Here is a 23322-nt window from a genome sequence, read left to right on the forward strand (position 1 = left end):
GACATTATATGTAGTGTAATTAAAAAAAGATGCACTTTATTGCATCTTTTTTTAATTACTTTACCTAGTTTTATATGAGATCTGCCTAAATAATGCTAAGTAAGGTAGTTATGAAATTGGACGGAATTTCTCAGCGACAAAAGGTAAAGAAGAAGGGACAGAGATAGTCTCCATTTCAGGATAACGTAATCCGGTTAATTTGCCACCAAATACAGCACCAGTATCAATATTGACTGTCTGATTGACGAATCGAGGTTCTGTTACTGGTGTATGTCCATATACAATCCAAGCTTGCCCCTTGTATTCTTGCGCCCAATCGCGACGGACAGGTGAGCCATCGGCATGCTTTTCTCCTGTAATATCGCCATATAATACAAAGGTTTGTACTTTTTTATCTCGTCTTCCTATGTAATCTTGCCGAATCCCAGCGTGACATACGATTACTCTTTTTTCATCTAGTATGTGGTAGAGCGGTGATTGTTCATAAAGAGTGATAAACTTTTCTTTTATAATGTTTTGCTTATTAGGAGGAAGTGCCTCATATTCAGCAACAGTTGTTTCAAGTCCGTGAGCGACTGTTACATTACGCCCAAGGAAAAATCGATATAGTTTATTACAGTGATTTCCAGGAGCGTAATAAGCTTCTTTTTTATGTATGACAAGTTCCCATACAATTTCAATCATACGTAATGAATGAGGACCACGGTCTGTAATATCGCCAACGAATGCAAGTTTACGTTGGTCAGGGTGAACCGGTAGACCGCTACTCCAGTTATATCCTAGCTTCTCTGTTAAATTTTGAAACTCTTGGAAGCATCCATGAATATCTCCTATAATGTCATATTTCATATTTAAACCTCCATCGTATTTTTCATTAGTATATCTAAAAAAGGATAGAGATAAAAATATAGCGTTTTTGTGTTGTTCATTTAAACATAAAGATTTTCGTTCTTGAGCGAACATTTAAAATGAATCCAATCGCAATCATGTATGTAAGCAGTGAACTTCCTCCGTAGCTCATAAGAGGTAATGTTATCCCTGTAATGGGAAGTAATCCGATTGTCATCCCGATATTTTGGAATACTTGGAAAGTAAACATTCCGATTGTACCAGCGCAAATGTAACTACCGAAAGGATCATTACTTTCTAAAGCAATATGAATCATTCGAAAAATGAGTAAGAAAAAAAGAGAAATAATGACACTTGCGCCTAGAAATCCAAATTGTTCAGCGACATTAGTGAAAATAAAATCTGTATGTGGTTCTGGAAAATATACTTGTCCATTTTCCCACCCTTTTCCTTGCATTTCTCCGGATCCAGTCGCTAAGAATGCTTGTCTTAATTGATAGCCTTGTGCATCATATTTGTAAGGTGCTAACCATCCGTAGAAGCGATTTAATTGATATTCTTTTAAAATGTGTGCTTTAAAGAAATCTGTGTGAGTAAAAAAAATATATATTAATGTAGTTCCAGCAACGAAAGTAGCTGAAACTAATCCGAAAATAAAACGCCATCGTATGCCAGAAACTAGTATCATTGCTGCAAGCATCGCTGAAATGACCATTGTATTTCCTAAATCTGGTTCCTTTGCGATGAGTAGTAGTGGTGGCAAACTTGTTGCAAATATTTTTCCAAGTAGTAAAAAATCGTCATGTATTGTTTGGGAAAAATATTTCTCATTATGGTTTGCTATAATTCGTCCAATGACGATAATTAAAAATAATTTCATAATTTCAGAAGGCTGAAAATTTCCGATGCCTGGGAGCCTGTACCAAGCGGTAGCGCCTTTAATTGTAACGGCACCTGGTACTTGAAGTTCTAGTCCAATAAGTAGTACCATTGCAAAGCTGTACAAATACCAAGCAATTTTTTGATAACGATCGAAGTCGATAATCATAATAACACCAATGGCTATAAATCCAATGAAATACCATTGGATTTGCTTTAGTACAAAATTGACGTTTTGTAAAAATGGCGGTAAAGAGGCTTGCGCACTTGCAATAGCACAACAACTAACAATCCCAATGGCAAATAAAATAAATAGTAATACGTAGTCTATTTGATATTGAGAATTTGGATCTTTCAATGTAGGTATTCCTTTCTACTGCTCTTTATAGTAATGGATTTTATCCCGCATTAATGGGCAGTAAGACCCCTACCTCAAAATTCAGCGAAAGCGAAGAAGTTAGGTGGGGGATCAACTGCCCGTAAAAGCCCGATTGGTGAGAGCTGATTAAAGTTTCACTTTATAGTATGAGAAAGAATGTATGAACTATACGAATGATTCACATATAGTCCATACACTTTTAATTTTGCAGAGTAGTTTAATTGTTTAACTCTTTAATAATTATATCCAAACAATGGGAAAGACGTACATGTGCGTCAGGAAAAATATCTAGTTGATGAAGATAGTATTTTAAGGAACTTTTACACCATTGGTAAGCACTAAGTAGAGCTGCTCTATAGTCTGTAGTATTTTGTAAAAAGCCATATTCTTTTGCTGTTATAACGAGGTGTGTGAAATCTTCACAACCTTGAAGGAGCTTATTGTGTATTTGTTGTCCAGCATGGTAGCGAAATTGACTTAAAGGCTCAGAAATGTATATTGCATTTCCTTTAGAAAGTAAAGAAATCCATGAGGCCATATCAACACTACAAGAATATTGTCGCTCTTTAAGAGTGCCAAAAGGTTCAGTGAGCAATTCCTTTCGGAACAAGGTAGTTGTAGGCTCACCGATAATGTTGTGTCCACCTTTTAACATCCAATTACCTAAAAATATCCCGTTTAATGGGGTGTCTTCACTATATAACCTTTGTGTTGGATGGGAATCACCTATTAGATTTCCATGATCATCAATGCGTACTCGATAAGAAGTAACAAGAGCAAGATTTTTATTGGGATCTTGCTCAAAATAGGTCATCATTTTTTGTATTTTATGCTTATAAAACACGTCATCGTCCATTAAAAAATTTATATACTCACCATTTGATTTTTCTATGAGCATAAGGTCATTGTGAAATTGTCCTAGAGTAGGAATATTTCGAATGTATGTTATATTTTTATAATTTGGTAAGTATTGTTCGCGTATTAAAGTTGCTGTTTCATCATTTGTACTATCATCTCCGATGATGATTTCAATATTAGAATAAGTTTGTGCCAATGCACTTTCTAGAGCAATTTTGAAATAATGAGGCCGATTATAAGTGGGAATAAGGATGGAAACGAGAGGTGGATTTTTTTCATTCATCATACATAACTTCCTTTCAGAAGCTTTTTTTTGTAAGAACAATATCTTGGTAACTTGTATATTCATGTCTGCCGCACCATAAACCGTAATGCGGCTTATTGATTATTTCTAGGCCGTACTTATTCAATAGATTGCAAATATCTGTCTCAGGATAAGCAACTGCGAAATTCGGAATATCTTTATTTACAACGTAGCAATTTTCGATTCGATGATAAAAACCTAATGTACTTTGTCCTGCATTTAAATAATAGGACGATTCAGGATTTATAAGAAAGAATGTAATGAAACATCTCCCGTCTTTTTTTAATACACGTACAATTTCAGATACGTAATGTTCTAATTCTTTTGGGAGAAGATGCGTAAATACAGAAGTTAAAAAGATAAAATCGAATGTCCCGTCTTCATAGGGGAAACGATATTGAGAGGCATCTTCTTTTCCTTCTGGATTATAGAATTGATTGTATATGTCAACATGTTCAAAGTGAAAATTATTACGCATAGTTGAAATGTTATTTTGGCACCAAGTAATTCCATCTTTAAACAAATCAAATCCATAATACGCTCCATCATCATTTAAGTAATTCAATAATGGTACAGCCATTCGACCGACGCCGCAGCCTACATCTAATACTTTTTCATTTGGTTTTAAAGCGCCAATTTGAATAAAATGCTTTAGGAACTCTTTTCCAACTTTTTTGAAGTCGCCACCTACATATTGGACGAGTTCAGGAGGGGGGAGTAAAGTCATTTCTTTGTTAAGTTCACTCATGAGTATACCCCTTTCTTGTATGAGAAGATGCAGTAAATCTATTAATAAAATTTTCAATTTGTATTGAGAGAACACAGGAAAACAATTGTTATATGTAAGGAGATTCCGAAAAAGAATACTTAATTGGATTAGAAGTGAGAGAAGGATGAGTGAAAATGAAATCTCCTATAGATTAAATCTTTTTTATTCTTTTCTCCAATAAACGCCAAATACATCAATTTTAGTAATAGGGGCTTTTAAATTTCGTTGGTTTCTAAAGTCTGTCACAGCCTCAGCGCATGGCGGTAGCCCGTAGTCATCGATAATTATATAGCCACCTTTAGAAACTTTATCATATAAGTTCACGAGACCATCCATTGTGGATTCGTACATATCACCATCAAGCCGTGCAATTGCTATTTTTTCAATTGGTGCTGTTGGTAAAGTATCTTTAAACCAGCCTTTTAAAAATTTCACTTGATCATTTAGTAAATCATATTTTTTGAAATTCTCTTGTACTTGTTCTAAAGAGACGCGTAAATAATCGAATGTGTGCAAATAATCACCGTAATCTTTTGGATATTGTTCTAGATTCGGTGCTGGCAAACCTTCAAATGAATCAGCGACCCACACATTACGATTCGTAATGTTGTTTGCTTGTAAAAAACCATTCATAAAAATGCACGATCCTCCGCGCCATACACCTGTTTCAATAAAATCTCCCTCTATATTTTCACGAACAACGGTTTCCATTGCCTCTTGTAATTGGTTCATACGTTCTCGACCGATCATGCTATGTGCTGCTCTTGGCCAATCCATTCCATCATGGCGTTCACTTTTTGAAACATTTGGTTTTACAATTTTTAAGTTATGGTTTTCAGCATATTGCTTAATGAATAAAGGGAGGGGGACTGTAACTGGCTCGAATTCTAGTTCTTTTGAAATATGTAGAGATGCGGGTAAGTATGCCTCATATTCTAACCATATTTCAAATAAAATGGTCTTCTTTAGCAATTCGAGATAAAGCTGAACAGCAGATTTACTTTCCATATTTGTGCCTCCTGCAAAATGTCATACAACAATATGATTATGTAGATAGCGAATGTTTCATGATTGAATTTGAAATTGAAAAAGCAGTAAAACTGATATCAGTTTTACTGCTAAGTAAAAATTTAAGCGATTTTTTCAATAATAATAGATGCATTTGTACCAACAGCTAATGATAGCCCAAGCCCTGTAACGATTACTTCAATTAATGATGGAGTTGTCGTAATTTGCGTAATTGCTTGAACAACGATAGGTGCTCCAACTGAGATTAAAGTGGCCCCAGTACCTGGAACAGATACCCCATTTACTTGGATTGTAAGTCCTCCTAATAGACTTACTGCTGCAGTGTATACGATAACGGTAATTTTATAGAATCCAGTTTGACTAATTACGAAAGTATCAGGATCTAATTGAGAAATTGCTGTACCAAACTGAGATCCAACAGTATTAAATGGTACTGGAGCATTAAGTCCAATATCCAAAGAAATCCCAGCGGAGTTAAATGCATACAATCCTGCTGGAAGCCCTAGTCCAGATGGTCCAGTCGGTCCAGTCGGTCCAGTAGCCCCAGTAGCCCCAGTCGGCCCCGTAGGTCCAGTAGCCCCAGTGTCACCAGTCGGCCCTGTAGGTCCAGTAGCCCCAGTGTCACCAGTCGGCCCCGTAGGTCCAGTAGTCCCAGTGCCACCAGTAGGCCCCGTAGGTCCAGTAGTCCCAGTGCCACCAGTAGGCCCCGTAGGTCCAGTAGTCCCAGTGCCACCAGTCGGTCCTGTAGGTCCTGTAGGTCCCGTAGGTCCAGTTGGCCCAGTCGGTCCAGTTGGCCCGGTAGGTACAGTCGGCCCCGTAGGTCCAGTCGGTCCAGTCGGCCCGGTCGGCCCAGTCGGAAGGGTAAACGGTGGTATCGGTGGTAATGTAGGTCCTACAAGATTAGGGTCAAATGCACTAGCTGATAAAGATTCATCGGGATTTAATCCATTTGAATAATTATTATTTGACATAAATTCACCTCCATAAAGCGTTCATTATATAGTAGATGCAAAACCGAAAGAAAATGACACGGACATTTGAATTATTGAAAAGAAATCTTAAACTACTTGAACAATTTAAAAAAATGGAAAGTTTAGTATATGTATAACATATGATTGATTTGGAAGAGGGTGATTATGTTGAACAAGCAAGGAATTACAATTAGTTTATGTATGATTGTTCGAGATGAGGAGGAGACAATAGCCCGTTGTTTAGAAACAGTTGAAAAAATTGTGGATGAAATTATAGTAGTTGATACAGGTTCCGTCGATCGAACGAAAGAAATCGTAGAGAAATACACTTCTAACATATATGATTTCCAGTGGATTGATGATTTTGCAGCAGCAAGAAATTTTTCTTTTTCAAAAGCGACGCAAGAGTATATATTGTGGCTAGATGCAGATGATGTCTTATTAGAAGATGCTCAAGAAGCATTGAAACTTTTAAAAAGAGAATTAGATCCTAAAATTGATGCTGTTTCGATGCCTTATCATCTTGCAATGGATTCTAACGGGAAACCTTTATATTGTACAAAAAGAAATCGACTTGTAAAGCGTGAAAAACAATTTCAATGGTTTGGAAAGGTTCATGAGTATTTAGCTATTTCTGGTGAGGTTTTTAGTAGTAATGTTGCTATTACACATAAAAAAGAAAAAAAAGTAACAAATCGTAATTTGAAAATTTTTCAAAATACTGTAGCGGCAGGTGAAGAATTAAGTCCGAGAGATTTATTTTATTACGCAAATGAATCTACGGATAACCAAAAATATGATGATGCAGTTCTTCTATATGAAACATTTCTTAATCAAGACGAAGGATGGTATGAAGAGAAAATTTATGCATGTGGTAAGTTAGGAGATTGCTATGCAAAGCTAGGAATGTGGGAGAAGGCAATCGAATCTTGTGTGAAGTCGTTTCGGTATGACGTCCCTAGAGGAGAGAATTGTACAAGAATAGGATATATATATATGGAACAAGAAAAATATAATGAAGCGATATTTTGGTTTAAACTTGCCACGGAAGTACCAATGGCAACGGAAAGTCCTTTCCATAGTCCAGCTAGCTACACATGGCTACCCTATTTACAAATGTGTATTTGTTATAGCAGGTTAGGGGAGCAGGATAAAGCGTATTATTACAATGAATTAGCAGCTTCTTATGTTCCGAATAATGCTGCAATTGAATATAACCGTAAATATTTTCGGGGAGTTTTTGATAAACCATATAAAGTGTAATAGGTTTCGTTTTTTAGAAATGATTTATCGCTATTCTAACTCTAATAGATTGGTTATATATTAGAGTATCAGTAACGTAACCAATATAAATAAAAGATTTTATACTGCTATTTGCGGGCTAATAATCATTGGGGGATGAACAAAATCTGCACTTTATAGAATTCATATGAGATTTATATTTCTAATTCAATTTGCATAAGGAGTGTGTGAAATGAATCGCGAAAAAAGTTCTTTATATGAAGAAAAATCCGAGCATTATTATAATGCAGCGAATCCGAATTTATTAAAGCATATAAAAAAGGAATGGAAAGAAGTTCTTGATATTGGTTGCTCGAGCGGTGCATTGGGAGCAGCTATTAAAGAAAACGGTACACGTGTATCAGGAATAGAGGCATTTCCAGAGGCGGCAGAAAAAGCGAAGGAAAGACTAGATCATGTTATTTTAGGGGATATAGAAAAAATAGATCTTCCTTATGAGGAGGGGCAATTTGATTGCGTCCTATTTGGGGATGTATTAGAGCATTTATTTGATCCGTGGGCTGTGATTGAAAAGGTTAAGCCATATATAAAGCAAAATGGTGTGATTTTAGCAAGTATACCAAACGTTGCTCATATTTCAGTATTAGCTCCCTTACTTGCTGGAAATTGGACGTATACAGAATATGGTTTATTAGATAAAACACATATTCGTTTCTTTACATTCAATGAAATGCTAAGAATGTTTTTAAAAGCAGGATATTCAATTAGTAAAGTAGATCGTGTATATGTTGATCATAAAATGTATGAGCCGCTTATTGAGGAGTTATATGGAATTTGTAAAAAATATCGTCTTGGAAGTGGCTTCATGGCTGAGACAGTTGTATTTCAGTATATTATTGAAGCTGAAAAATCACAATTATGAGTGCTGCAGACAAAACAATATTATTTGTTACATGCATAAATGATCGGAAATTGTATGCAAACTGCGTGCGACATATATTGCAATTGTTAGTACCGCCAGGGTATATTGTCCAATTTATGCCGATTCGAAATGCGAAAAGTATGACGAGTGGATACAATCAAGCCATTTCGCATCCAGCGAAGTATAAAGTGTATTTACATCAAGATGTTTTTATTATAAATAGGGCTTTTTTATACGGATTACTTCAATTATTTGAGGAACATGAAAACCTTGGGATGATTGGGATGGTTGGAGCGCAATATGTTCCTCCGACTGGCGTATGGAACGAAGGGCGTGGAATTGTAGGAAAAGTCATTGGTTATATGAATGATTTGTTTTATATGGCAAGTTTAGAACAACCGTATCATGAATCAAAAACATTTATTCCTGTAGAATGTATTGATGGTTTATTAATGGCGACACAATATGATGTTCCGTGGCGAGAAGACTTATTTGACGGATTTGATTTTTATGATGTATCTCAATCATTTGAATTTAAAAAAGCAGGATATACAGTCGGTGTACCTGTACAGCGCGATGCTTGGTGTATCCATTATCATTTTGATGTGAATATGACGAACTATGAAAAGTATCGGAAAATATTTGTGGAACACTATATGTCAGATGTAAATAAGGAAGAATAAAAGGGGGGACAAAAATGAAAGATCATACAATATTAGTCGTTGTTTGTGTAAATAATGAGGAGCTTTTCAAACAATGTGAGAGCCAAATAAGAAACATTTTTGTTCCCTCTGGTTATGTCGTGCAAATTTTTCCGATACGAGATGCGCAAAGTATGGCAAGTGCATACAACCGAGCCCTTTCATATCCAGCGAAATACAAAGTGTATATACATCAAGATACATATCTTATTAATCGAGACGTGTTTTCTACACTTATATCTCTTTTTAAAGAAAATGAAAAGCTTGGTTTAATAGGAGTCGCTGGGGCTCAGTTTTTACCGAATAACGGGATATGGTGGGAAGGAAAAAATTTAGTAGGGAAAGTGATTGAGTATAGAAGACGGAATTATCAATTATTAAATTTAGATCAGGTTTTTTATGGTAATCAACCATTTTTGTCAGTTCAGGCAATTGATGGTTTATTCATGGCAACGCAGTATGATATTCCGTGGCGAGAAGATTTGTTTCAAGGGTTTCACTTTTATGATGTGTCACAGTCTTTAGAGTTTCAAAGGGCTGGTTATTTAATTGGTATCCCAAATCAAGCAAATTTATGGTGTATTCATTACAACGGGGATGAGTTTGATGCGGATACATATGAGAAGTACCGGAAAGTGTTTGTAGAACATTACAAAGATATATTATCTCCATCATAAAGGAGAGATGAAAAGTGAAAGGAATTATTTTAGCAGGTGGTACTGGATCGAGATTATATCCAATAACGAAAGTAACGAATAAACATTTACTTCCTGTTGGTCGGTATCCGATGATTTATCATGCGGTATATAAGCTAAAACAATGCGATATTACAGATATTATGATTATTACGGGTAAAGAGCATATGGGGGATGTTGTTAGCTTTTTAGGGAGTGGTCATGAATTTGGAGTGTCCTTTACGTATCGTGTGCAAGATAAAGCGGGCGGGATCGCACAGGCGTTAGGGCTTTGTGAAGATTTCGTCGGGAATGATCGTATGGTAGTTATATTAGGGGATAATATTTTTTCAGATGATATTCTTCCGTATGTTGAAGAGTTTGCAAATCAAAAAGAAGGTGCGAAAGTGCTATTGCAATCTGTAGAAGATCCCGAAAGATTTGGCGTAGCACATATTCAAAACCGAAAAATAGTTGAAATTGAAGAAAAGCCGAAAGAGCCGAAAAGTTCTTATGCGGTTACGGGAATTTATTTGTATGATTCGAAAGTCTTTTCTTATATTAAAGAATTAAAACCTTCTGCACGGGGAGAACTTGAAATTACAGATATAAATAATTGGTATTTAAAACGAGGGGTACTTACTTATAATGAAATGAGCGGCTGGTGGACTGATGCGGGAACTCATGCTTCGCTTCAAAAGGCGAATACGTTAGCGCGTGATATTAATTTTGGGAAACAGTTTAACGGAGAATAGGTGAGAATATGAAAGTTGTAGAAACAAATTTTACCGATGCAAAATTGTTAGAACCGAGGTTGTTTGGAGACGAGCGTGGCTTTTTTTCAGAGAGTTATAATAAGCAGGTGCTAGAAACATTAGGGATAACGTATTCATTTGTACAGGATAACGTATCTTATTCGGCTAAGGCAGGAACGATTCGGGGACTACACTTTCAAAAAAAACCGAAAGCACAAACGAAACTCATTCAAGTTATGCAAGGGGCAATTTATGATGTTATCGTTGATTTACGAAAAAAATCACCAACATTTAAACAATGGAAAGGATATATTTTAAGTGCAGATAACCATCGGCAATTACTAGTGCCAAAAGGGTTTGCGCATGGATTTTGCACGCTTGTTCCGCATACTATCGTTATGTATAAAGTAGATGAATATTATAGCGCAGAGCATGACTCAGGATTACTTTGGGAAGATAAAGATTTAGCAATTCCTTGGCCAGTAACCGATCCTATATTGTCCGATAAGGATCAGATATTACCATTATTAGAGGAATATGAAGATAGTTTTTAAGTAGGAGCGTTGTTTATGAATATATTAGTAACAGGTGGGGCTGGATTTATTGGAAGTAATTTCGTTCATTACATGCTACAAAGTTATGAAACATATAAAATTATTAATTACGATGCCTTAACATATAGCGGGAATTTAAATAACGTAAAATCTCTTCTGGATCACCCGAATTACTCTTTTGTAAAGGGAGAAATTCAAAATGGAGAGCTATTAGAACACGTTATAAAAGAGCGGGATGTACAAGTGATTGTAAATTTTGCAGCTGAATCACATGTGGACCGTAGTATTGAAAATCCGATTCCTTTTTATGATACAAATGTAATTGGAACGGTCACTTTATTAGAACTAGTTAAAAAATATTCGCATATAAAACTTGTGCAAGTGTCAACGGATGAAGTGTATGGCTCTTTAGGAAAAACAGGGAAGTTTACAGAGAAAACACCGTTAGCTCCAAATAGTCCATATTCTTCAAGTAAGGCGAGTGCGGACATGATAGCTCTATCTTACTATAAAACATATCAATTACCAGTTATAGTAACGCGTTGTTCCAATAACTACGGGCCGTATCAATATCCTGAAAAATTAATTCCGTTAATGGTTACGAATGCACTGGAAGGAAAAAAATTACCGTTATATGGCGATGGATTAAATGTAAGAGATTGGTTACATGTAACGGATCATTGCAGTGCGATTGACGTTGTTCTGCATAAGGGGCGTGTAGGAGAAGTATATAATATAGGTGGAAATAATGAAAAAACAAATGTAGAAGTTGTGGAACAAATTATTAATCTTTTAGGAAAAACAAAAAAAGACATTGAATATGTTACAGATCGTTTAGGGCACGATCGTCGTTATGCGATTGATGCAGAGAAAATGAAGAATGAATTTGATTGGGAACCGAAATATACGTTTGAACAAGGATTACAAGAGACGGTGAAATGGTATGAAAAGAATAAGGAATGGTGGAAACCACTAAAAGACCAGTAAGGGGCATGTTAAATGAAAGAGAGGGTTATCATAACAGGAGCAAACGGTCAATTAGGAAAGCAACTATTTGAAGAGTTAGACTCTGAAGAATATGATATATATCCATTTGATAAAAAGTTATTAGATGTGACAAATATATCCCGAATACAACAAGTGGTACAAGAAATAAAACCACATATAATTATTCATTGTGCTGCTTATACGAAAGTAGATCATGCGGAGAAAGAACAGGACCTTGCATATAGAATAAATGCAATCGGAGCTCGAAATGTAGCGGTTGCTTCACAATTAGTAGGAGCGAAGCTAGTTTATATTAGTACTGATTATGTATTTCAAGGCGCCAGACCAGATGGATACGACGAATTTCATAGTCCAGCGCCGATAAATATATATGGGGCCTCTAAGTATGCGGGGGAGCAGTTTGTCAAAGAGTTACATAATAAATATTTTATCGTTCGCACATCGTGGCTATATGGTAAATATGGAAATAATTTTGTCAAAACGATGATGCGATTAGGAAAAGAAAGAAATGAAATATCTGTTGTAGCGGATCAAGTTGGCTCTCCTACGTATGTGGCGGATTTAAATATGGTTATTAATAAGCTCATTCATACTTCTTTATACGGTACATACCACGTATCAAACAGAGGCTCATGCTCTTGGTTTGAATTTGCACAAAAGATATTTTCGTACGCCAATATGAAAGTGAATGTATTACCTGTTTCAACGGAAGAATTCGGGGCTGCGGCTGCGAGGCCCAAATATTCTATTTTTCAACATAACATGCTACGATTAAATGGTTTTTCACAAATGCCGTCTTGGGAAGAAGGATTAGAGCGGTTTTTTATAGAAACCAAAAGTCATTAACAAATTTCTGTTAATGACTTTTTTGTTTGCCTTTAAGCGGTTTTATGGTACTATAATTATAGTATCAGGTACTAATAACAAGTATAAGTATTTCTGGGAGGATATATCATGGAACTATTACAAGGGAAAACATTTGTTGTTATGGGCGTTGCGAACCAAAGAAGTATTGCATGGGGAATAGCTCGCTCTTTGCATAATGCAGGTGCAAAATTAATATTCACATATGCAGGAGAACGTTTAGAAAGAAACGTTCGTGAATTAGCGGACACATTAGAAGGACAAGAATCACTTGTATTACCTTGTGATGTAACGAATGATGAGGAACTTACAGCTTGCTTTGAAACAATTAAACAAGAAGTAGGTACTATTCACGGTGTAGCACATTGTATTGCTTTTGCAAATCGCGATGACTTAAAAGGTGAATTTGTAGATACTTCTCGCGATGGATTTTTACTTGCACAAAATATTAGCGCATTCTCTTTAACAGCTGTAGCAAGAGAAGCGAAGAAAGTAATGACAGAAGGCGGAAATATTTTAACATTAACATACCTTGGCGGCGAGCGCGTTGTGAAAAATTATAACGTTATGGGTGTTGCGAAAGCTTCATTAGAAGCGAGCGTGAAATATTTAGCGAACGATTTAGGTCAACACGGTATTCGTGTTAACGCTATTTCTGCAGGACCAATTCGTACGTTATCTGCAAAAGGTGTAGGCGATTTCAACTCAATCTTAAGAGAAATTGAGGAGCGCGCACCACTTCGTCGTACAACAACGCAAGAAGAAGTTGGCGATACAGCAGTATTCCTATTCAGTGATTTAGCACGCGGTGTAACAGGAGAAAACATTCATGTTGATTCAGGGTATCATATCCTAGGATAAATATAATATTAATTTTTAAAGGACAATCTCTAAATGCTGAGATTGTCCTTTTTATTTGTTCTTAGAAAGAACGATTTTTAACGAAAGTTCTTACCACGTGATGAATATAACTATAATAGTACACGATTTATTTAGCTACGTATGGAAGTGGGAGGGACGAGTGTGAAGAATAAAAATAAAAGTTCAACAGTTGGAAAACCGTTGTTATATATCACGCAAGTAAGTTTAGAACTTGCTGCACCGAAAATAAAAAGGATTATCCTGACAAACTTTGAAAATGAAGATCAAAAAGAGAAAAGTAATAGACAAGAAAATATTGTAAGAAGTGCTGTGGAAGAGGTAATAGAACAAGAACAACAAGAAGAGCAGCAAGTGGAAGAAAAAATAGAAGAAGAAAAAGAAGAACACATAGAACAAGAAGAGCAAGAACCAGAACCAGTAAGAACTGTCCCGTATAATAAATCATTTAAGGATATGAATAATGATGAAAAAATTCATTTTTTACTAAACCGCCCTCATTACATTCCGAAAGTAAGATGCAGAATAAAAACAGCTACAGTCTCATATGTTGGATCGATCATATCGTATCGTCATGGCATTGTATCTATTATGCCGCAAAATAGTATGAGAGATATTAGGTTGTCTATAGATGATATCCAATCGATTAGTATGGCCGGTTTTTAAATATGTAAAGGTGGTAGAAAGCTTCTACCACCCCAATAGTTTTTTAGTTTACTTTACGATAGAAACGTCGCGTAAGCATTGAATCGCACAGAAACAGCTTAAATCAACAGTAATGCAAGTAGTTGTAGATATTAATCTTGCATTTGGTACAGCTAAAAACGTACAAATTGGATCGTCACCAGGTGGTACCGGAGTACCGTCACCTAATACTACAGTTAATACACGTAGCACAGCACAGCTATCATCATCTACACTTTCCACACGGAAAATTGGAGATCGGCAGCTAGTAAGGCTTGAAGATGGTGCAAATGCTTCAAAAGGTTCTCCAGTTTTTGTGTATAAAATAAAAGGGCGTGTATTTGCTACTGATGCAGTATTGTGTGCACCTAAAAATGGGATTTCACAACCAGATCCACATGTTGTTGTAGAACAATCTTGTAATTCATTGATGAATTTTACAACGTCAACTACACAATGAGAAGAGCCATGGTGTTTATTTTCGTTACAACTCATTAATGTCACTCCTTATCTTCTTGTTTGTATTTACATTAATAAGATATTGGAGTCGAGGAGATTTGGTCACAATCTCAAGACCTTTTTTTTTAAATAGGCGAAAGAGGATAAGGGTAGGTGGAATTATGCTGTTTACAAGCTGGCTTTTATTTTTTATTTTTGCGTTAGCTGCTTTTAGGCTCACTCGTTTAATTGTTTATGATAAAATTACAGCCTTTTTGCGAAGACCATTTATTGATGAATTAGAGATTACGGAGCCGGATGGAAGTGTATCAACGTTTACAAAAGTGAAAGGTAATGGATTAAGAAAGTGGATTGGCGAATTATTAAGCTGTTATTGGTGTACAGGTGTATGGGTTAGTGCTTTTTTATTAGTCTTATATAATTGGATCCCTATCGTTGCGGAACCGTTACTTGCATTATTAGCTATTGCAGGAGCGGCAGCAATCATTGAAACAATTACAGGATATTTTATGGGAGAATAATATATTTTCATAATACGAGAAAAAGCGGAGTTTAAAAGAATGAGGGAACGGAAATAAAGAGTTGTTCATATAGTAAATAGACAGAATTGACAGTAGAGGAGATGTTTGCTGTGAGCAATAATCTAAGGCAGAATTCATATGACCTGCAGCAGTGGTATCATATACAGCAACAACACCAAGCACAACAACAGGCATATCAAGAACAATTACAACAACAAGGATTTGTGAAGAAAAAGGGATGCAATTGTGGGAAAAAGAAGAACACAATAAAACAATATGAAGAATGAAACACTCATGCTACTGTGAGTGTTTTTTATTATATATAAAAAGCGGTATTTCTGTATAAGAAATACCGCTTTTTACTAGCTAATTTGTGCAACTGTTAATGCTGCAGCACGAATGTCTACAGTTCCAATTAACTGAACTGGCACAATTTGAATTAAGTCACCAGGATTTAAGTTAATAAGAATAACACCGCTGGATACGTCTACTTCACCAGTACCAATAACGTTAGAACGAACTGCTGTACCTGATCCAGGAATAATGTTAGCTGGTGTATTTAATGATAAGAAGAAACGACCAGCTTCTGGTGCAGTAGGTACGTTATCAAGACTAATTGTTAATGTATAACTAATTTGATAAATACCAGCTCGTAGAATTCGAATGCCATCTCCGACACTTACTGTATCATTTATTACAGGAACAGTAATATTTGGGTTTGGACTTACGCTAGGTAATAATAGTGGTGTAAATAGTGAAGCAAACTGAGGTGCAGACGCGTTGAAAGCAAAACCAAAGGCAGGTAGTGTACTAGCTGGCTTCGCCTCACAATCGATTTTAGTAAATTCGCAATCAGAAGAGAACATGTTTTTCACTCCTTTATCTGTTTCTACTTTCAGTTAATGAAAAGGACAGGTTCTATGTTCTAGACAAGTTCCCAATTTTAAGAAATTTACATAAGAATACTCTTTAAGCATGGATTGGGTGGCAGAATACTCTGCCACCCAATCCATGCTTAACTCATTATTTAGTTTTAAATAGAAACATCACGTAAGCATTGAATAGCGCAGAAGCAACTTAAATCAACAGTAATGCAAGTGGAGGTTGATATTAGTCTTGCATTTGGTACAGCTAAAAACGTACAGATTGGGTCGTCACCAGGTGGTACAGCGGTACCATCACCTAAAACTACAGTTAATACACGCAATACAGCACAGTCATCATCATCTATACTTTCTACGCGGAAAATAGGAGATCGGCAGCTAGTAAGGCTTGAAGATGGTGCAAATGCTTCAAAAGGTTCTCCAGTTTTTGTGTATAAAATAAAAGGACGTGTATTCGCTACTGATGCATTGTTATGTGCACCTAAAAATGGAACTTCGCAACCAGATCCACATGTTGTCGTTGCACATTCTTGTAGTTCATGTATAAAACGAACAACATTCGATACACAGTTGAAATCACACTCATGTTGATGATCTTCATTACAATTGCAGCTCATTATGTTCACTCCTTCTCGTGAGTTCTGACATACACTATTACAATATGAGTGGGATATGGCTGATATTACGTTAATTCTCACGATAAAAACAAGGAATTTATATAGGAGGGATGTACATAACGTGATATAAAAAAAGACATCCTTATTTAGTGGATGTCTTTTCAGGTAAATCTTTTCGCACAGTATATAAAAAACGAGATATATCTAATTTCTTTCCTCTGAAAAATTGCGGAGAAGAAATGTAAAGTTCTTCTTTCGCACGTGTAATGGCAACATAAAGTAATCGGCGTTCTTCTTCTAACGCTTCAGAAGTTTCCGTAACACGATCATTTGCATCTTTTAAAGAAGAAGTATGAGGCAGGATTCCATCACTCGCTCCAAGTAAAAAGACACATGGAAATTCAAGGCCTTTTGCGTTATGAATTGACATAAGTGAAACGGCATCTTTTTGCGGCATTGTTTTTAATGCTTCCATTTCTTTTTGACCTTGAATCGCCTCGTCGATAAATTGTAAATAAGCTGGAATATCGGTGAAACGAGTTGCAGACTCCATTAATTCTTCCAACATTTCTTCTTGTATGTCTTTATGCATTGTAAAGGAAGAACGATCGTTATTTTGTAAGTACTCTAAATATTTTCCTTTACCATGAATGATTTCTTTTAATGCTTTTTTCGGTTCTAATTCTTTAATAAACTTAATAAAATCGATGCGCTCATTTACCTTTTTCACTTGAAAAGGTTTTAAGCTTGGATTTAATAGTAAGAAATGAAGAAGAGAAGGGAAGCGCCCCTCACCATATTTCCATTGTTCACGTTCAATAAATGAAATACAATCATCACGTCCGATATACATCGTCGGCAATATGTTTGAAAGTGATTCTAGTCGAAACGGCTCAATCACGAGTCTTAAATGATCTAATACAGGCTTAATTAAAGAATGTTCATAAAATGATTGGCTCGCTCCGTGTTTAATAAACGGGATTTTATGAATGGTAAGCTGATCAAGTAACGAACGACTTACAGAATGTGTGCGATACAGTAAACAAAAATCTTTAAAGTTACGTTCACCACTCTCTACTTTTTCTTGAATAAGCTGCAAAATTTGATTTGCTTCATCAAGAGTCGTAGCAGGTCTTGCATAAAAAGGTTGTACACCTTCCTCACGAACAGAGTATAGCTCTTTATCAAAACGTTCTTGATTTAATTTTATAACTTCATTTCCAAGCCCGACGATAAAGGGATTGGATCGATAATTCGTATTTAGTGCAATGATTGTTGTGTTATCAAATTCTTTTGGAAAAGATAAAATAATTTGGTGACTTGCTCCTCGCCAGCCGTATATCGCCTGGTCGTCATCACCTGCGATAAATAAATTATTTCTTGGCGTGGCTAACAATTTTACGATTTCATATTGTGCATACGATGTATCTTGAAACTCATCTACTTCAATATAGTGAAAACGTTGTTGTAATTGAGTTAGTAAAGGAGCATTATTTTCTAACATATAATATGTTTCCAATAAGATGTCATCGAAATCAATATAATTGTATCTTTGTTTTACCTCTTCAAAACGTTCGTATACTTCTTTAAATTCTTGTTCGACTGGTGTTTTCGCTTTTACATCTTTCGGACGATTTAATTTGTTTTTCTCAAGTGAAATCATCGCGAGCATCGTTTCAGCATCATAATCGTCTTTTAAACGCAATTCTTTTAAGATTTTCTTTATCATAATTTGTTTATGTTTTTCATTTGCTAAAATTTGCTGATTATAACCTTGACTACGAAGTAATTTTAAGAAAACAGAGTGGAATGTACCAGCAACTACGTAGCTACTTGCTGCATGATTCATACCTGGTAACTTCGCAACACGACTTCGTATTTCTTCAGCTGCTTTTTGTGTAAATGTAAGTAATAAAATATTTCGTGGATGAACTTGTTTTACATTTACTAAATAACCAACGCGAGTTGTTAAAACAGATGTTTTCCCGCTTCCGGCACCAGCTAGTGTAAGAACAGGACCTTCTGTTGTGCGCACGGCTTCTAATTGTTTTTCGTTTAAAAAAACATTTTGTTGTTCAAGAGCGCGGAAATAAGCCGCATCTACATCTTCTTCCATAATTAAATGGGTAGATGTTTTCGGAATATGATATGTCGCACGCGGAATATCAGCGTGTGTTAACGATTTTTGTGAAAATTTTTCTTGTGTCATATGTTCACCTTCAAAACTATAGCATCAACATTTAACTTTAGCGGAAGAAAAAGAAAATAGCAATGTAAAAAAACAGGAGGGATCACCTCCTGCTTTCAAATTACAATTCTTTTATCATTACGACGTGCGGGATATTCGCTTCCATAAATACATCAGAACTTGTTACATATCCAAGTTTTTTATAGAAATCTTCGGCATGTGTTTGAGCGTGAAGTTTCAATTTCGGTAGCGAATTTTCTTTTGCATACGCTTCAAGAGAATCCATAACAATTTTTCCAATCCCTTTTTTGCGATGGGAATTTAGCACGCAAATGCGTTCCATTTTTCCTATACCATCAAGGATGCGAAAACGTCCAGCACCAACTGGAACATCATTGTCATATATAACAACGTGTGTTGAAATTTCTTCAAACTCATCGTACTCTTCTTCAGCAGAGACACGTTGTTCATTTACAAACACTTGTTTACGTACAGAGAATGCATCTCTTAGTTGTTCGTCCGTTTGTACAATCTGTGCGTGCAAATTAGTTGTTCCCCTTTCCAAGACGGAATGTTTCGTGTACAGTCCATGTTCCATTTTCTAATTGATATAGAAGATGGAAACGATCAATTGGTTGTTCGTAATAGAAATCTTTCATACGTAATCGGCCCAACACATCAGCATGCTCTGCATCTGATAAGCCTTGTCCGATTGTTAAATGAGGTACGAAAGCATATTCGCGTTCTTGCGTGAATAACCCGCTATGCATTTCTTCATTTAAGAAAGTAAGTTCAGGTGTTTTTTCTACTTTAAAGTAAAGGACGTTATTAACAGGTGCGAATGAACCAACTTTCCCAACATGAAGGGTGAAAGGGTTCGTTTTACTTGCGATTGTATGTAACTCGTTTACAATCGACTCTAATTGTTCATCTTGCGCCTCAAAGGGTGTTTTCAATGTAATATGTGGCGGAACTAATGCGTAGTGCGGGTCATAACGTTTACGCAATCCGTTCGCTTTATCTTGAATCATTTTAGATGGAAAAATTACAATGCCTAATTTCATGTTCCAATTCCTCCCTTTGTAAGTCTAGTTAGATTTTGAGATAAATAAATCTCTTTATCTATTATATCAAATTATTCTGAATACTGCTCTCTATTATTTCATTGATAGAATATGAGAGAAGGCTTTCGGTAAATCAGTCTGCCAATATTTCCAAGTATGATTGCCTTCAAATTCCTCATAATGCGTGATGAAGTTTCTATCTGTAAGAAGTGTATTTAACTCACGGTTCGGCCCTACGAAATCAGATACTTGTCCATCAGTACGCTTTACAGCCGTTTCTTCTGTACCGATGACGTGATACAGTTCTAACGCCTGTGGATCTTTGAATTCTTTTGCTAAGTTCATCACTGTCTCATCCACAAATGGTGATTGCATAACGACTTTACCGAATGTATGCGGATACATAAGTGCAGTCATAAAGGAAACTGTTCCGCCAAGAGAATCACCAATTAAAACACGACCTTTTCCCATTTGGTACGTTGGATAATTTTCATCAATATATGGTGCAAGTTCATGAGCAAGGAAACGAATATATGCAGCATTTTTTACTTCATTTGGGAAATATTTTTCTTTACGATCATGTACATTTTTATATGGAATACCGACAATAATTGTACGGTCAATTTCTTCGGTTTCACGAAGGCGCTCAATTACACGGTGCGCTTTACCAAGCTGAAAATAATCTCTACCATCTTGTGCAATTACAACTGTATGTTTGTGCAGTGGTGTGTAATTTACTGGTAAATAAACGAGAAGTGTAACATCTTCTTGAAGTGATGCGCTATAAAATGAAATTTCTTCAATTCTCCCTATTGTTTGACTCATGTAGATCCCCCTAAATAAAAATTTACTGTAACGATTGTAAGAGCGACGCTTGTAGTGAAAAGGAAAGAAATATTCACTAATTGGTGCCTTAATTTCTATTTTACCATAATGATACGAAGAATCTAAAAAATTAGTATTTAAGTTGCGAAAGAAAACGGATATAATGAAGTGGGATTTTTGACAGGTGAGAGGGGAGACAGGATTTGAAACAAGAAAAATCAATCGCACTACCATTAGCAATTTCTATAATTGCCATTTCCTTTGCAGCAGTTTTTGTAAAGATGTCCTCAGCACCATCTTCAATATTAAGTATGTACCGCTTATGGATTATCGTACTTATTATGCTGCCTATCGTATGGAAAAAAAGAGAGGAATTTAATAGGATTCAAATGAAAGATTGGGGCTTTTTAATTGGATCTGGTTTCTTTTTAGCACTTCATTTTCTTTTATGGTTTGAATCTTTAAAGCATACAACAGTTGCTAGTTCAACAATTATTTTGGCACTTCAACCAATCGTATCTTTAGTTGGAGGTTTTTTTCTATTTAAAGAAAGAACAACATATTCAGCCATTGCAACGATGGGAATCGCTATTTTAGGAGTAATGTGCATTGGTTGGGGAGATTTAGGTTTAAGTAAGCAAGCAATTTATGGTGACATATTATCCTTTCTAAGTGTAATAGCGGTTGTCGGTTATTTATTTATCGGGCAAACGACAGTGAAGAAAGTATCGCACTGGATTTATAGCTTTACAGTCTTTGCGTTCGCAGGTCTTTTTATGGGGATTTATAATGTTATATTACAAGTACCCTTTACAGGTTATACGAAGTGGGATTGGACTGTTTTTCTTTTACTTGCGGTTGTGCCGACAGTGTCACATGTAATTAATAACTGGCTATTAAATTATGTAAATGCAACGACAATTTCAATGAGTATTTTAGGAGAACCTGTTGGAGCATCTATACTTGCGTTCTTCTTACTTGGAGAAAAATTAAATGCAATGCAAATGATCGGTAGCATGCTCGTATTGTTTGGTGTATCTGTTTTCTTACTGCAGCAACAAAAGCGAACAGCAAAAAATGTCGTAAATGAGCCAGTGTATACACAGGAATTATAGTGTTAGGGGAGAAAAGAGAAGTTGTGATACTTCTCTTTTTGTTTTATAGAAATACGGGCGTAGAAGGGGGAAGAAAATGGAAGAGATATTAAAGAAGTATATGAATAGATTTACAACACTAAGTGAAGAAGAGCAGCAAATGATTCTCAGTGAATTACAAATTGAAGAATATAAAAAAGGAACAGTGCTCCTAAGACAAGGAAATGTTCCGTTAAAATGTTATTTTGTATTAAAAGGATGCGTTAGGCAACATAGTATAGATGAAGCAGGGAAAGAAGTTACATCAAATTTTTATACAGAAGAGCAGGCAATTTCGAATTTCAACCATCATAAACAAGATAAATCTTCATCATATACGTTAACGTGTTTAGAAGATTGTACTGTAGTTGTTGGTGATCTACATAGTGAAAAGGACATGTATAATAAGTATTCACAATTAGAAGAAATGACGCGTAAAATGATCGAGTACAATTTCGGTGAAGTACAAGATGAACTTGCTGTATTTATCTCATCGACACCAGAAGAGCGATATAAAACATTGTTACGAAAACGCCCGTATTTAATTCATCGTGTTCCACAATATCAGCTAGCAAGCTATCTTGGCATGACACCAGAATCATTAAGTAGAATTAAGAAACGGCTTAATTAGAGTGTTTACCACCTTTCAATAGTAGCCATATCGCAAGTCCTAATTCACCTGCAATCATAGGTAATTGGAATAGTGATTGTATGAGTGAAATCATTGTATCGTATTGTGTAAACATTGTATTCATGACGTGAATTAGCATATAACCGGTAGCAGCAATGAACAGCAGTATACTAATAAACTTTGGTATCTGTTTAGAGAGAAAAGCTACATAGCCTAAAACGAAAAGATGCAATCCAAAAATGATCAATCCTACAGACCAAATGTATTCGAATGCACTGAGAAACAACATTGTATATGTTTCTGGATTTGCAATTGTATTTTTTGAAAGCAATAATGCCAATATTAGATTGAATATAGCAATCCCAAGTATAGCTGTATACATAAGACGAAGCAAAGCGGCTAGTAATGAGAGGCTAGTATGAATTGGTTTTAGAAAGAAATAAAGAGCCCACGCAGCGACAATATCAGTGATAAAAATGATAATCCACCCAAAAACTTCCGCTTTGAAAAGTGAATTTGAAGTTTGGATATTATGGAATGTTGTACTCGCATCTCCTTGTATAACGAGGTTTCCATGAACAAAACCGTAAGAGAAAAATGCAATGAATGCCATAACAAGAAGAGATGTGCTAGCAAATAAGGCGTACTTTCGTTCAGTCATAATATGTCCTCCTTTTCT

General features: G+C 35.8%; 28 protein-coding genes. 14 read left to right on the forward strand and 14 right to left on the reverse strand.

All coding sequences use genetic code 11. The features are described from left to right. Nucleotides 1–108 precede the first annotated feature (108 nt). The 6 genes from prpE to ACXKY9_RS05510 form a co-directional block, all read right to left on the reverse strand. Nucleotides 109–849, reverse strand: coding sequence for a bis(5'-nucleosyl)-tetraphosphatase PrpE (gene prpE / locus ACXKY9_RS05485; RefSeq protein WP_000872695.1), 741 nt, complete (start codon nucleotides 847–849; stop codon nucleotides 109–111). A 76-nt stretch (nucleotides 850–925) separates the two neighbouring features. Beyond that, a complete protein-coding gene (locus ACXKY9_RS05490; RefSeq protein WP_000654700.1) occupies nucleotides 926–2086 on the reverse strand; it encodes an FtsW/RodA/SpoVE family cell cycle protein in 1161 nt (386 codons plus the stop codon). A gap of 238 nt (nucleotides 2087–2324) precedes the next feature. After that, nucleotides 2325–3251, reverse strand: a complete 927-nt coding sequence (locus tag ACXKY9_RS05495) for a glycosyltransferase family 2 protein (protein ID WP_002004643.1) — start codon at nucleotides 3249–3251, stop codon at nucleotides 2325–2327. A 13-nt stretch (nucleotides 3252–3264) separates the two neighbouring features. Next, entirely contained in the window at nucleotides 3265–4017 is a 753-nt protein-coding gene (locus ACXKY9_RS05500; protein ID WP_001292838.1) for a class I SAM-dependent methyltransferase, read from the reverse strand. 183 nt (nucleotides 4018–4200) lie between these two features. After that, nucleotides 4201–5046, reverse strand: coding sequence for a TylF/MycF family methyltransferase (locus ACXKY9_RS05505; RefSeq protein WP_000444386.1), 846 nt, complete (start codon nucleotides 5044–5046; stop codon nucleotides 4201–4203). A gap of 122 nt (nucleotides 5047–5168) precedes the next feature. After that, complete coding sequence (locus ACXKY9_RS05510) at nucleotides 5169–6038, reverse strand: BclA C-terminal domain-containing protein (RefSeq protein WP_000069731.1); 870 nt, start codon at nucleotides 6036–6038, stop codon at nucleotides 5169–5171. Between the two features lie 165 nt (nucleotides 6039–6203). Here ACXKY9_RS05510 and ACXKY9_RS05515 point away from each other — a divergent pair, with 165 nt between their 5' ends. The 10 genes from ACXKY9_RS05515 to ACXKY9_RS05560 all read left to right on the forward strand — a co-directional run bounded on the left by ACXKY9_RS05515 (nucleotide 6204) and on the right by ACXKY9_RS05560 (nucleotide 14303). Continuing rightward, entirely contained in the window at nucleotides 6204–7301 is a 1098-nt protein-coding gene (locus tag ACXKY9_RS05515) for a glycosyltransferase (RefSeq protein ID WP_000932913.1), read from the forward strand. A gap of 211 nt (nucleotides 7302–7512) precedes the next feature. Beyond that, complete coding sequence (locus ACXKY9_RS05520; protein ID WP_001078432.1) at nucleotides 7513–8202, forward strand: class I SAM-dependent methyltransferase; 690 nt, start codon at nucleotides 7513–7515, stop codon at nucleotides 8200–8202. Then, nucleotides 8199–8885: a glycosyltransferase family protein gene (locus ACXKY9_RS05525; protein WP_001271187.1), complete on the forward strand. Its 687-nt coding sequence runs from the start codon at nucleotides 8199–8201 to the stop codon at nucleotides 8883–8885. The genes ACXKY9_RS05520 and ACXKY9_RS05525 overlap by 4 nt, the downstream gene beginning before the upstream one ends. 14 nt (nucleotides 8886–8899) lie before the next feature. Continuing rightward, a complete protein-coding gene (locus ACXKY9_RS05530; RefSeq protein ID WP_000651531.1) occupies nucleotides 8900–9580 on the forward strand; it encodes a glycosyltransferase family protein in 681 nt (226 codons plus the stop codon). A gap of 14 nt (nucleotides 9581–9594) precedes the next feature. Then, complete coding sequence (locus ACXKY9_RS05535) at nucleotides 9595–10332, forward strand: sugar phosphate nucleotidyltransferase (RefSeq protein ID WP_000676160.1); 738 nt, start codon at nucleotides 9595–9597, stop codon at nucleotides 10330–10332. An 8-nt stretch (nucleotides 10333–10340) separates the two neighbouring features. Continuing rightward, on the forward strand, nucleotides 10341–10886 hold the full coding sequence (gene rfbC / locus ACXKY9_RS05540) for a dTDP-4-dehydrorhamnose 3,5-epimerase (RefSeq protein WP_000869415.1): 546 nt from the start codon (nucleotides 10341–10343) through the stop codon (nucleotides 10884–10886). A gap of 15 nt (nucleotides 10887–10901) precedes the next feature. Beyond that, the gene (rfbB, locus tag ACXKY9_RS05545) at nucleotides 10902–11873 is read left to right on the forward strand and encodes a dTDP-glucose 4,6-dehydratase (protein ID WP_001024159.1); all 972 of its coding nucleotides are present in this window, start codon (nucleotides 10902–10904) and stop codon (nucleotides 11871–11873) included. A 12-nt stretch (nucleotides 11874–11885) separates the two neighbouring features. Next, complete coding sequence (gene rfbD / locus ACXKY9_RS05550) at nucleotides 11886–12740, forward strand: dTDP-4-dehydrorhamnose reductase (protein ID WP_000664656.1); 855 nt, start codon at nucleotides 11886–11888, stop codon at nucleotides 12738–12740. 108 nt (nucleotides 12741–12848) lie between these two features. Beyond that, nucleotides 12849–13619, forward strand: a complete 771-nt coding sequence (gene fabI / locus ACXKY9_RS05555; protein WP_000421886.1) for an enoyl-ACP reductase FabI — start codon at nucleotides 12849–12851, stop codon at nucleotides 13617–13619. Nucleotides 13620–13760: 141 nt separating this feature from the next. Next, on the forward strand, nucleotides 13761–14303 hold the full coding sequence (locus ACXKY9_RS05560; RefSeq protein WP_002196304.1) for a spore coat CotO family protein: 543 nt from the start codon (nucleotides 13761–13763) through the stop codon (nucleotides 14301–14303). Nucleotides 14304–14351: 48 nt separating this feature from the next. On the opposite strand, the gene exsY is transcribed toward ACXKY9_RS05560, so the two are convergent. After that, complete coding sequence (gene exsY / locus ACXKY9_RS05565; RefSeq protein WP_001277743.1) at nucleotides 14352–14816, reverse strand: exosporium assembly protein ExsY; 465 nt, start codon at nucleotides 14814–14816, stop codon at nucleotides 14352–14354. Between the two features lie 125 nt (nucleotides 14817–14941). Here exsY and ACXKY9_RS05570 point away from each other — a divergent pair, with 125 nt between their 5' ends. After that, the gene (locus ACXKY9_RS05570; protein ID WP_000899664.1) at nucleotides 14942–15301 is read left to right on the forward strand and encodes a DUF1360 domain-containing protein; all 360 of its coding nucleotides are present in this window, start codon (nucleotides 14942–14944) and stop codon (nucleotides 15299–15301) included. Nucleotides 15302–15402: 101 nt separating this feature from the next. Next, the gene (locus tag ACXKY9_RS05575) at nucleotides 15403–15588 is read left to right on the forward strand and encodes a hypothetical protein (RefSeq protein WP_021727509.1); all 186 of its coding nucleotides are present in this window, start codon (nucleotides 15403–15405) and stop codon (nucleotides 15586–15588) included. Nucleotides 15589–15663: 75 nt separating this feature from the next. On the opposite strand, the gene exsF is transcribed toward ACXKY9_RS05575, so the two are convergent. The 6 genes from exsF to ACXKY9_RS05605 all read right to left on the reverse strand — a co-directional run bounded on the left by exsF (nucleotide 15664) and on the right by ACXKY9_RS05605 (nucleotide 20879). After that, entirely contained in the window at nucleotides 15664–16167 is a 504-nt protein-coding gene (gene exsF / locus ACXKY9_RS05580) for an exosporium protein ExsF (protein ID WP_000492943.1), read from the reverse strand. A 167-nt stretch (nucleotides 16168–16334) separates the two neighbouring features. After that, complete coding sequence (gene cotY / locus ACXKY9_RS05585) at nucleotides 16335–16802, reverse strand: spore coat protein CotY (RefSeq protein ID WP_001277719.1); 468 nt, start codon at nucleotides 16800–16802, stop codon at nucleotides 16335–16337. A gap of 142 nt (nucleotides 16803–16944) precedes the next feature. Beyond that, the gene (locus ACXKY9_RS05590; protein WP_000191202.1) at nucleotides 16945–19011 is read right to left on the reverse strand and encodes an ATP-dependent helicase; all 2067 of its coding nucleotides are present in this window, start codon (nucleotides 19009–19011) and stop codon (nucleotides 16945–16947) included. A 100-nt stretch (nucleotides 19012–19111) separates the two neighbouring features. Next, entirely contained in the window at nucleotides 19112–19534 is a 423-nt protein-coding gene (locus ACXKY9_RS05595; protein ID WP_000543288.1) for a GNAT family N-acetyltransferase, read from the reverse strand. Nucleotide 19535: 1 nt separating this feature from the next. After that, entirely contained in the window at nucleotides 19536–20054 is a 519-nt protein-coding gene (locus ACXKY9_RS05600; RefSeq protein WP_000765863.1) for a YjcG family protein, read from the reverse strand. Nucleotides 20055–20147: 93 nt separating this feature from the next. Beyond that, complete coding sequence (locus tag ACXKY9_RS05605) at nucleotides 20148–20879, reverse strand: alpha/beta hydrolase (RefSeq protein WP_000084013.1); 732 nt, start codon at nucleotides 20877–20879, stop codon at nucleotides 20148–20150. Nucleotides 20880–21082: 203 nt separating this feature from the next. Here ACXKY9_RS05605 and ACXKY9_RS05610 point away from each other — a divergent pair, with 203 nt between their 5' ends. After that, nucleotides 21083–21994, forward strand: coding sequence for a DMT family transporter (locus ACXKY9_RS05610; protein ID WP_000806940.1), 912 nt, complete (start codon nucleotides 21083–21085; stop codon nucleotides 21992–21994). A 76-nt stretch (nucleotides 21995–22070) separates the two neighbouring features. Beyond that, nucleotides 22071–22643, forward strand: a complete 573-nt coding sequence (locus ACXKY9_RS05615; RefSeq protein WP_000391242.1) for a Crp/Fnr family transcriptional regulator — start codon at nucleotides 22071–22073, stop codon at nucleotides 22641–22643. Here ACXKY9_RS05615 and ACXKY9_RS05620 read toward each other — a convergent pair. Further along, the gene (locus ACXKY9_RS05620; protein WP_000140099.1) at nucleotides 22636–23304 is read right to left on the reverse strand and encodes a DUF4386 domain-containing protein; all 669 of its coding nucleotides are present in this window, start codon (nucleotides 23302–23304) and stop codon (nucleotides 22636–22638) included. The genes ACXKY9_RS05615 and ACXKY9_RS05620 overlap by 8 nt on opposite strands. Between the last annotated feature and the right edge of the window lie 18 nt (nucleotides 23305–23322).

This window comes from Bacillus sp. 2175 (genome assembly GCF_057812155.1).

Coding starts and splice junctions, on each gene's coding strand:
- prpE (WP_000872695.1), bottom strand. CDS start 849: ATGAAATATGACATTATAGGAGATATTCATGGATGCTTCCAAGAGTTT.
- ACXKY9_RS05495 (WP_002004643.1), bottom strand. CDS start 3,251: ATGATGAATGAAAAAAATCCACCTCTCGTTTCCATCCTTATTCCCACT.
- ACXKY9_RS05500 (WP_001292838.1), bottom strand. CDS start 4,017: ATGAGTGAACTTAACAAAGAAATGACTTTACTCCCCCCTCCTGAACTC.
- ACXKY9_RS05505 (WP_000444386.1), bottom strand. CDS start 5,046: ATGGAAAGTAAATCTGCTGTTCAGCTTTATCTCGAATTGCTAAAGAAG.
- ACXKY9_RS05510 (WP_000069731.1), bottom strand. CDS start 6,038: ATGTCAAATAATAATTATTCAAATGGATTAAATCCCGATGAATCTTTA.
- ACXKY9_RS05515 (WP_000932913.1), top strand. CDS start 6,204: ATGTTGAACAAGCAAGGAATTACAATTAGTTTATGTATGATTGTTCGA.
- ACXKY9_RS05520 (WP_001078432.1), top strand. CDS start 7,513: ATGAATCGCGAAAAAAGTTCTTTATATGAAGAAAAATCCGAGCATTAT.
- ACXKY9_RS05525 (WP_001271187.1), top strand. CDS start 8,199: ATGAGTGCTGCAGACAAAACAATATTATTTGTTACATGCATAAATGAT.
- ACXKY9_RS05530 (WP_000651531.1), top strand. CDS start 8,900: ATGAAAGATCATACAATATTAGTCGTTGTTTGTGTAAATAATGAGGAG.
- rfbC (WP_000869415.1), top strand. CDS start 10,341: ATGAAAGTTGTAGAAACAAATTTTACCGATGCAAAATTGTTAGAACCG.
- rfbB (WP_001024159.1), top strand. CDS start 10,902: ATGAATATATTAGTAACAGGTGGGGCTGGATTTATTGGAAGTAATTTC.
- rfbD (WP_000664656.1), top strand. CDS start 11,886: ATGAAAGAGAGGGTTATCATAACAGGAGCAAACGGTCAATTAGGAAAG.
- fabI (WP_000421886.1), top strand. CDS start 12,849: ATGGAACTATTACAAGGGAAAACATTTGTTGTTATGGGCGTTGCGAAC.
- ACXKY9_RS05560 (WP_002196304.1), top strand. CDS start 13,761: ATGGAAGTGGGAGGGACGAGTGTGAAGAATAAAAATAAAAGTTCAACA.
- exsY (WP_001277743.1), bottom strand. CDS start 14,816: ATGAGTTGTAACGAAAATAAACACCATGGCTCTTCTCATTGTGTAGTT.
- ACXKY9_RS05570 (WP_000899664.1), top strand. CDS start 14,942: ATGCTGTTTACAAGCTGGCTTTTATTTTTTATTTTTGCGTTAGCTGCT.
- ACXKY9_RS05575 (WP_021727509.1), top strand. CDS start 15,403: ATGTTTGCTGTGAGCAATAATCTAAGGCAGAATTCATATGACCTGCAG.
- exsF (WP_000492943.1), bottom strand. CDS start 16,167: ATGTTCTCTTCTGATTGCGAATTTACTAAAATCGATTGTGAGGCGAAG.
- cotY (WP_001277719.1), bottom strand. CDS start 16,802: ATGAGCTGCAATTGTAATGAAGATCATCAACATGAGTGTGATTTCAAC.
- ACXKY9_RS05590 (WP_000191202.1), bottom strand. CDS start 19,011: ATGACACAAGAAAAATTTTCACAAAAATCGTTAACACACGCTGATATT.
- ACXKY9_RS05600 (WP_000765863.1), bottom strand. CDS start 20,054: ATGAAATTAGGCATTGTAATTTTTCCATCTAAAATGATTCAAGATAAA.
- ACXKY9_RS05605 (WP_000084013.1), bottom strand. CDS start 20,879: ATGAGTCAAACAATAGGGAGAATTGAAGAAATTTCATTTTATAGCGCA.
- ACXKY9_RS05615 (WP_000391242.1), top strand. CDS start 22,071: ATGGAAGAGATATTAAAGAAGTATATGAATAGATTTACAACACTAAGT.
- ACXKY9_RS05620 (WP_000140099.1), bottom strand. CDS start 23,304: ATGACTGAACGAAAGTACGCCTTATTTGCTAGCACATCTCTTCTTGTT.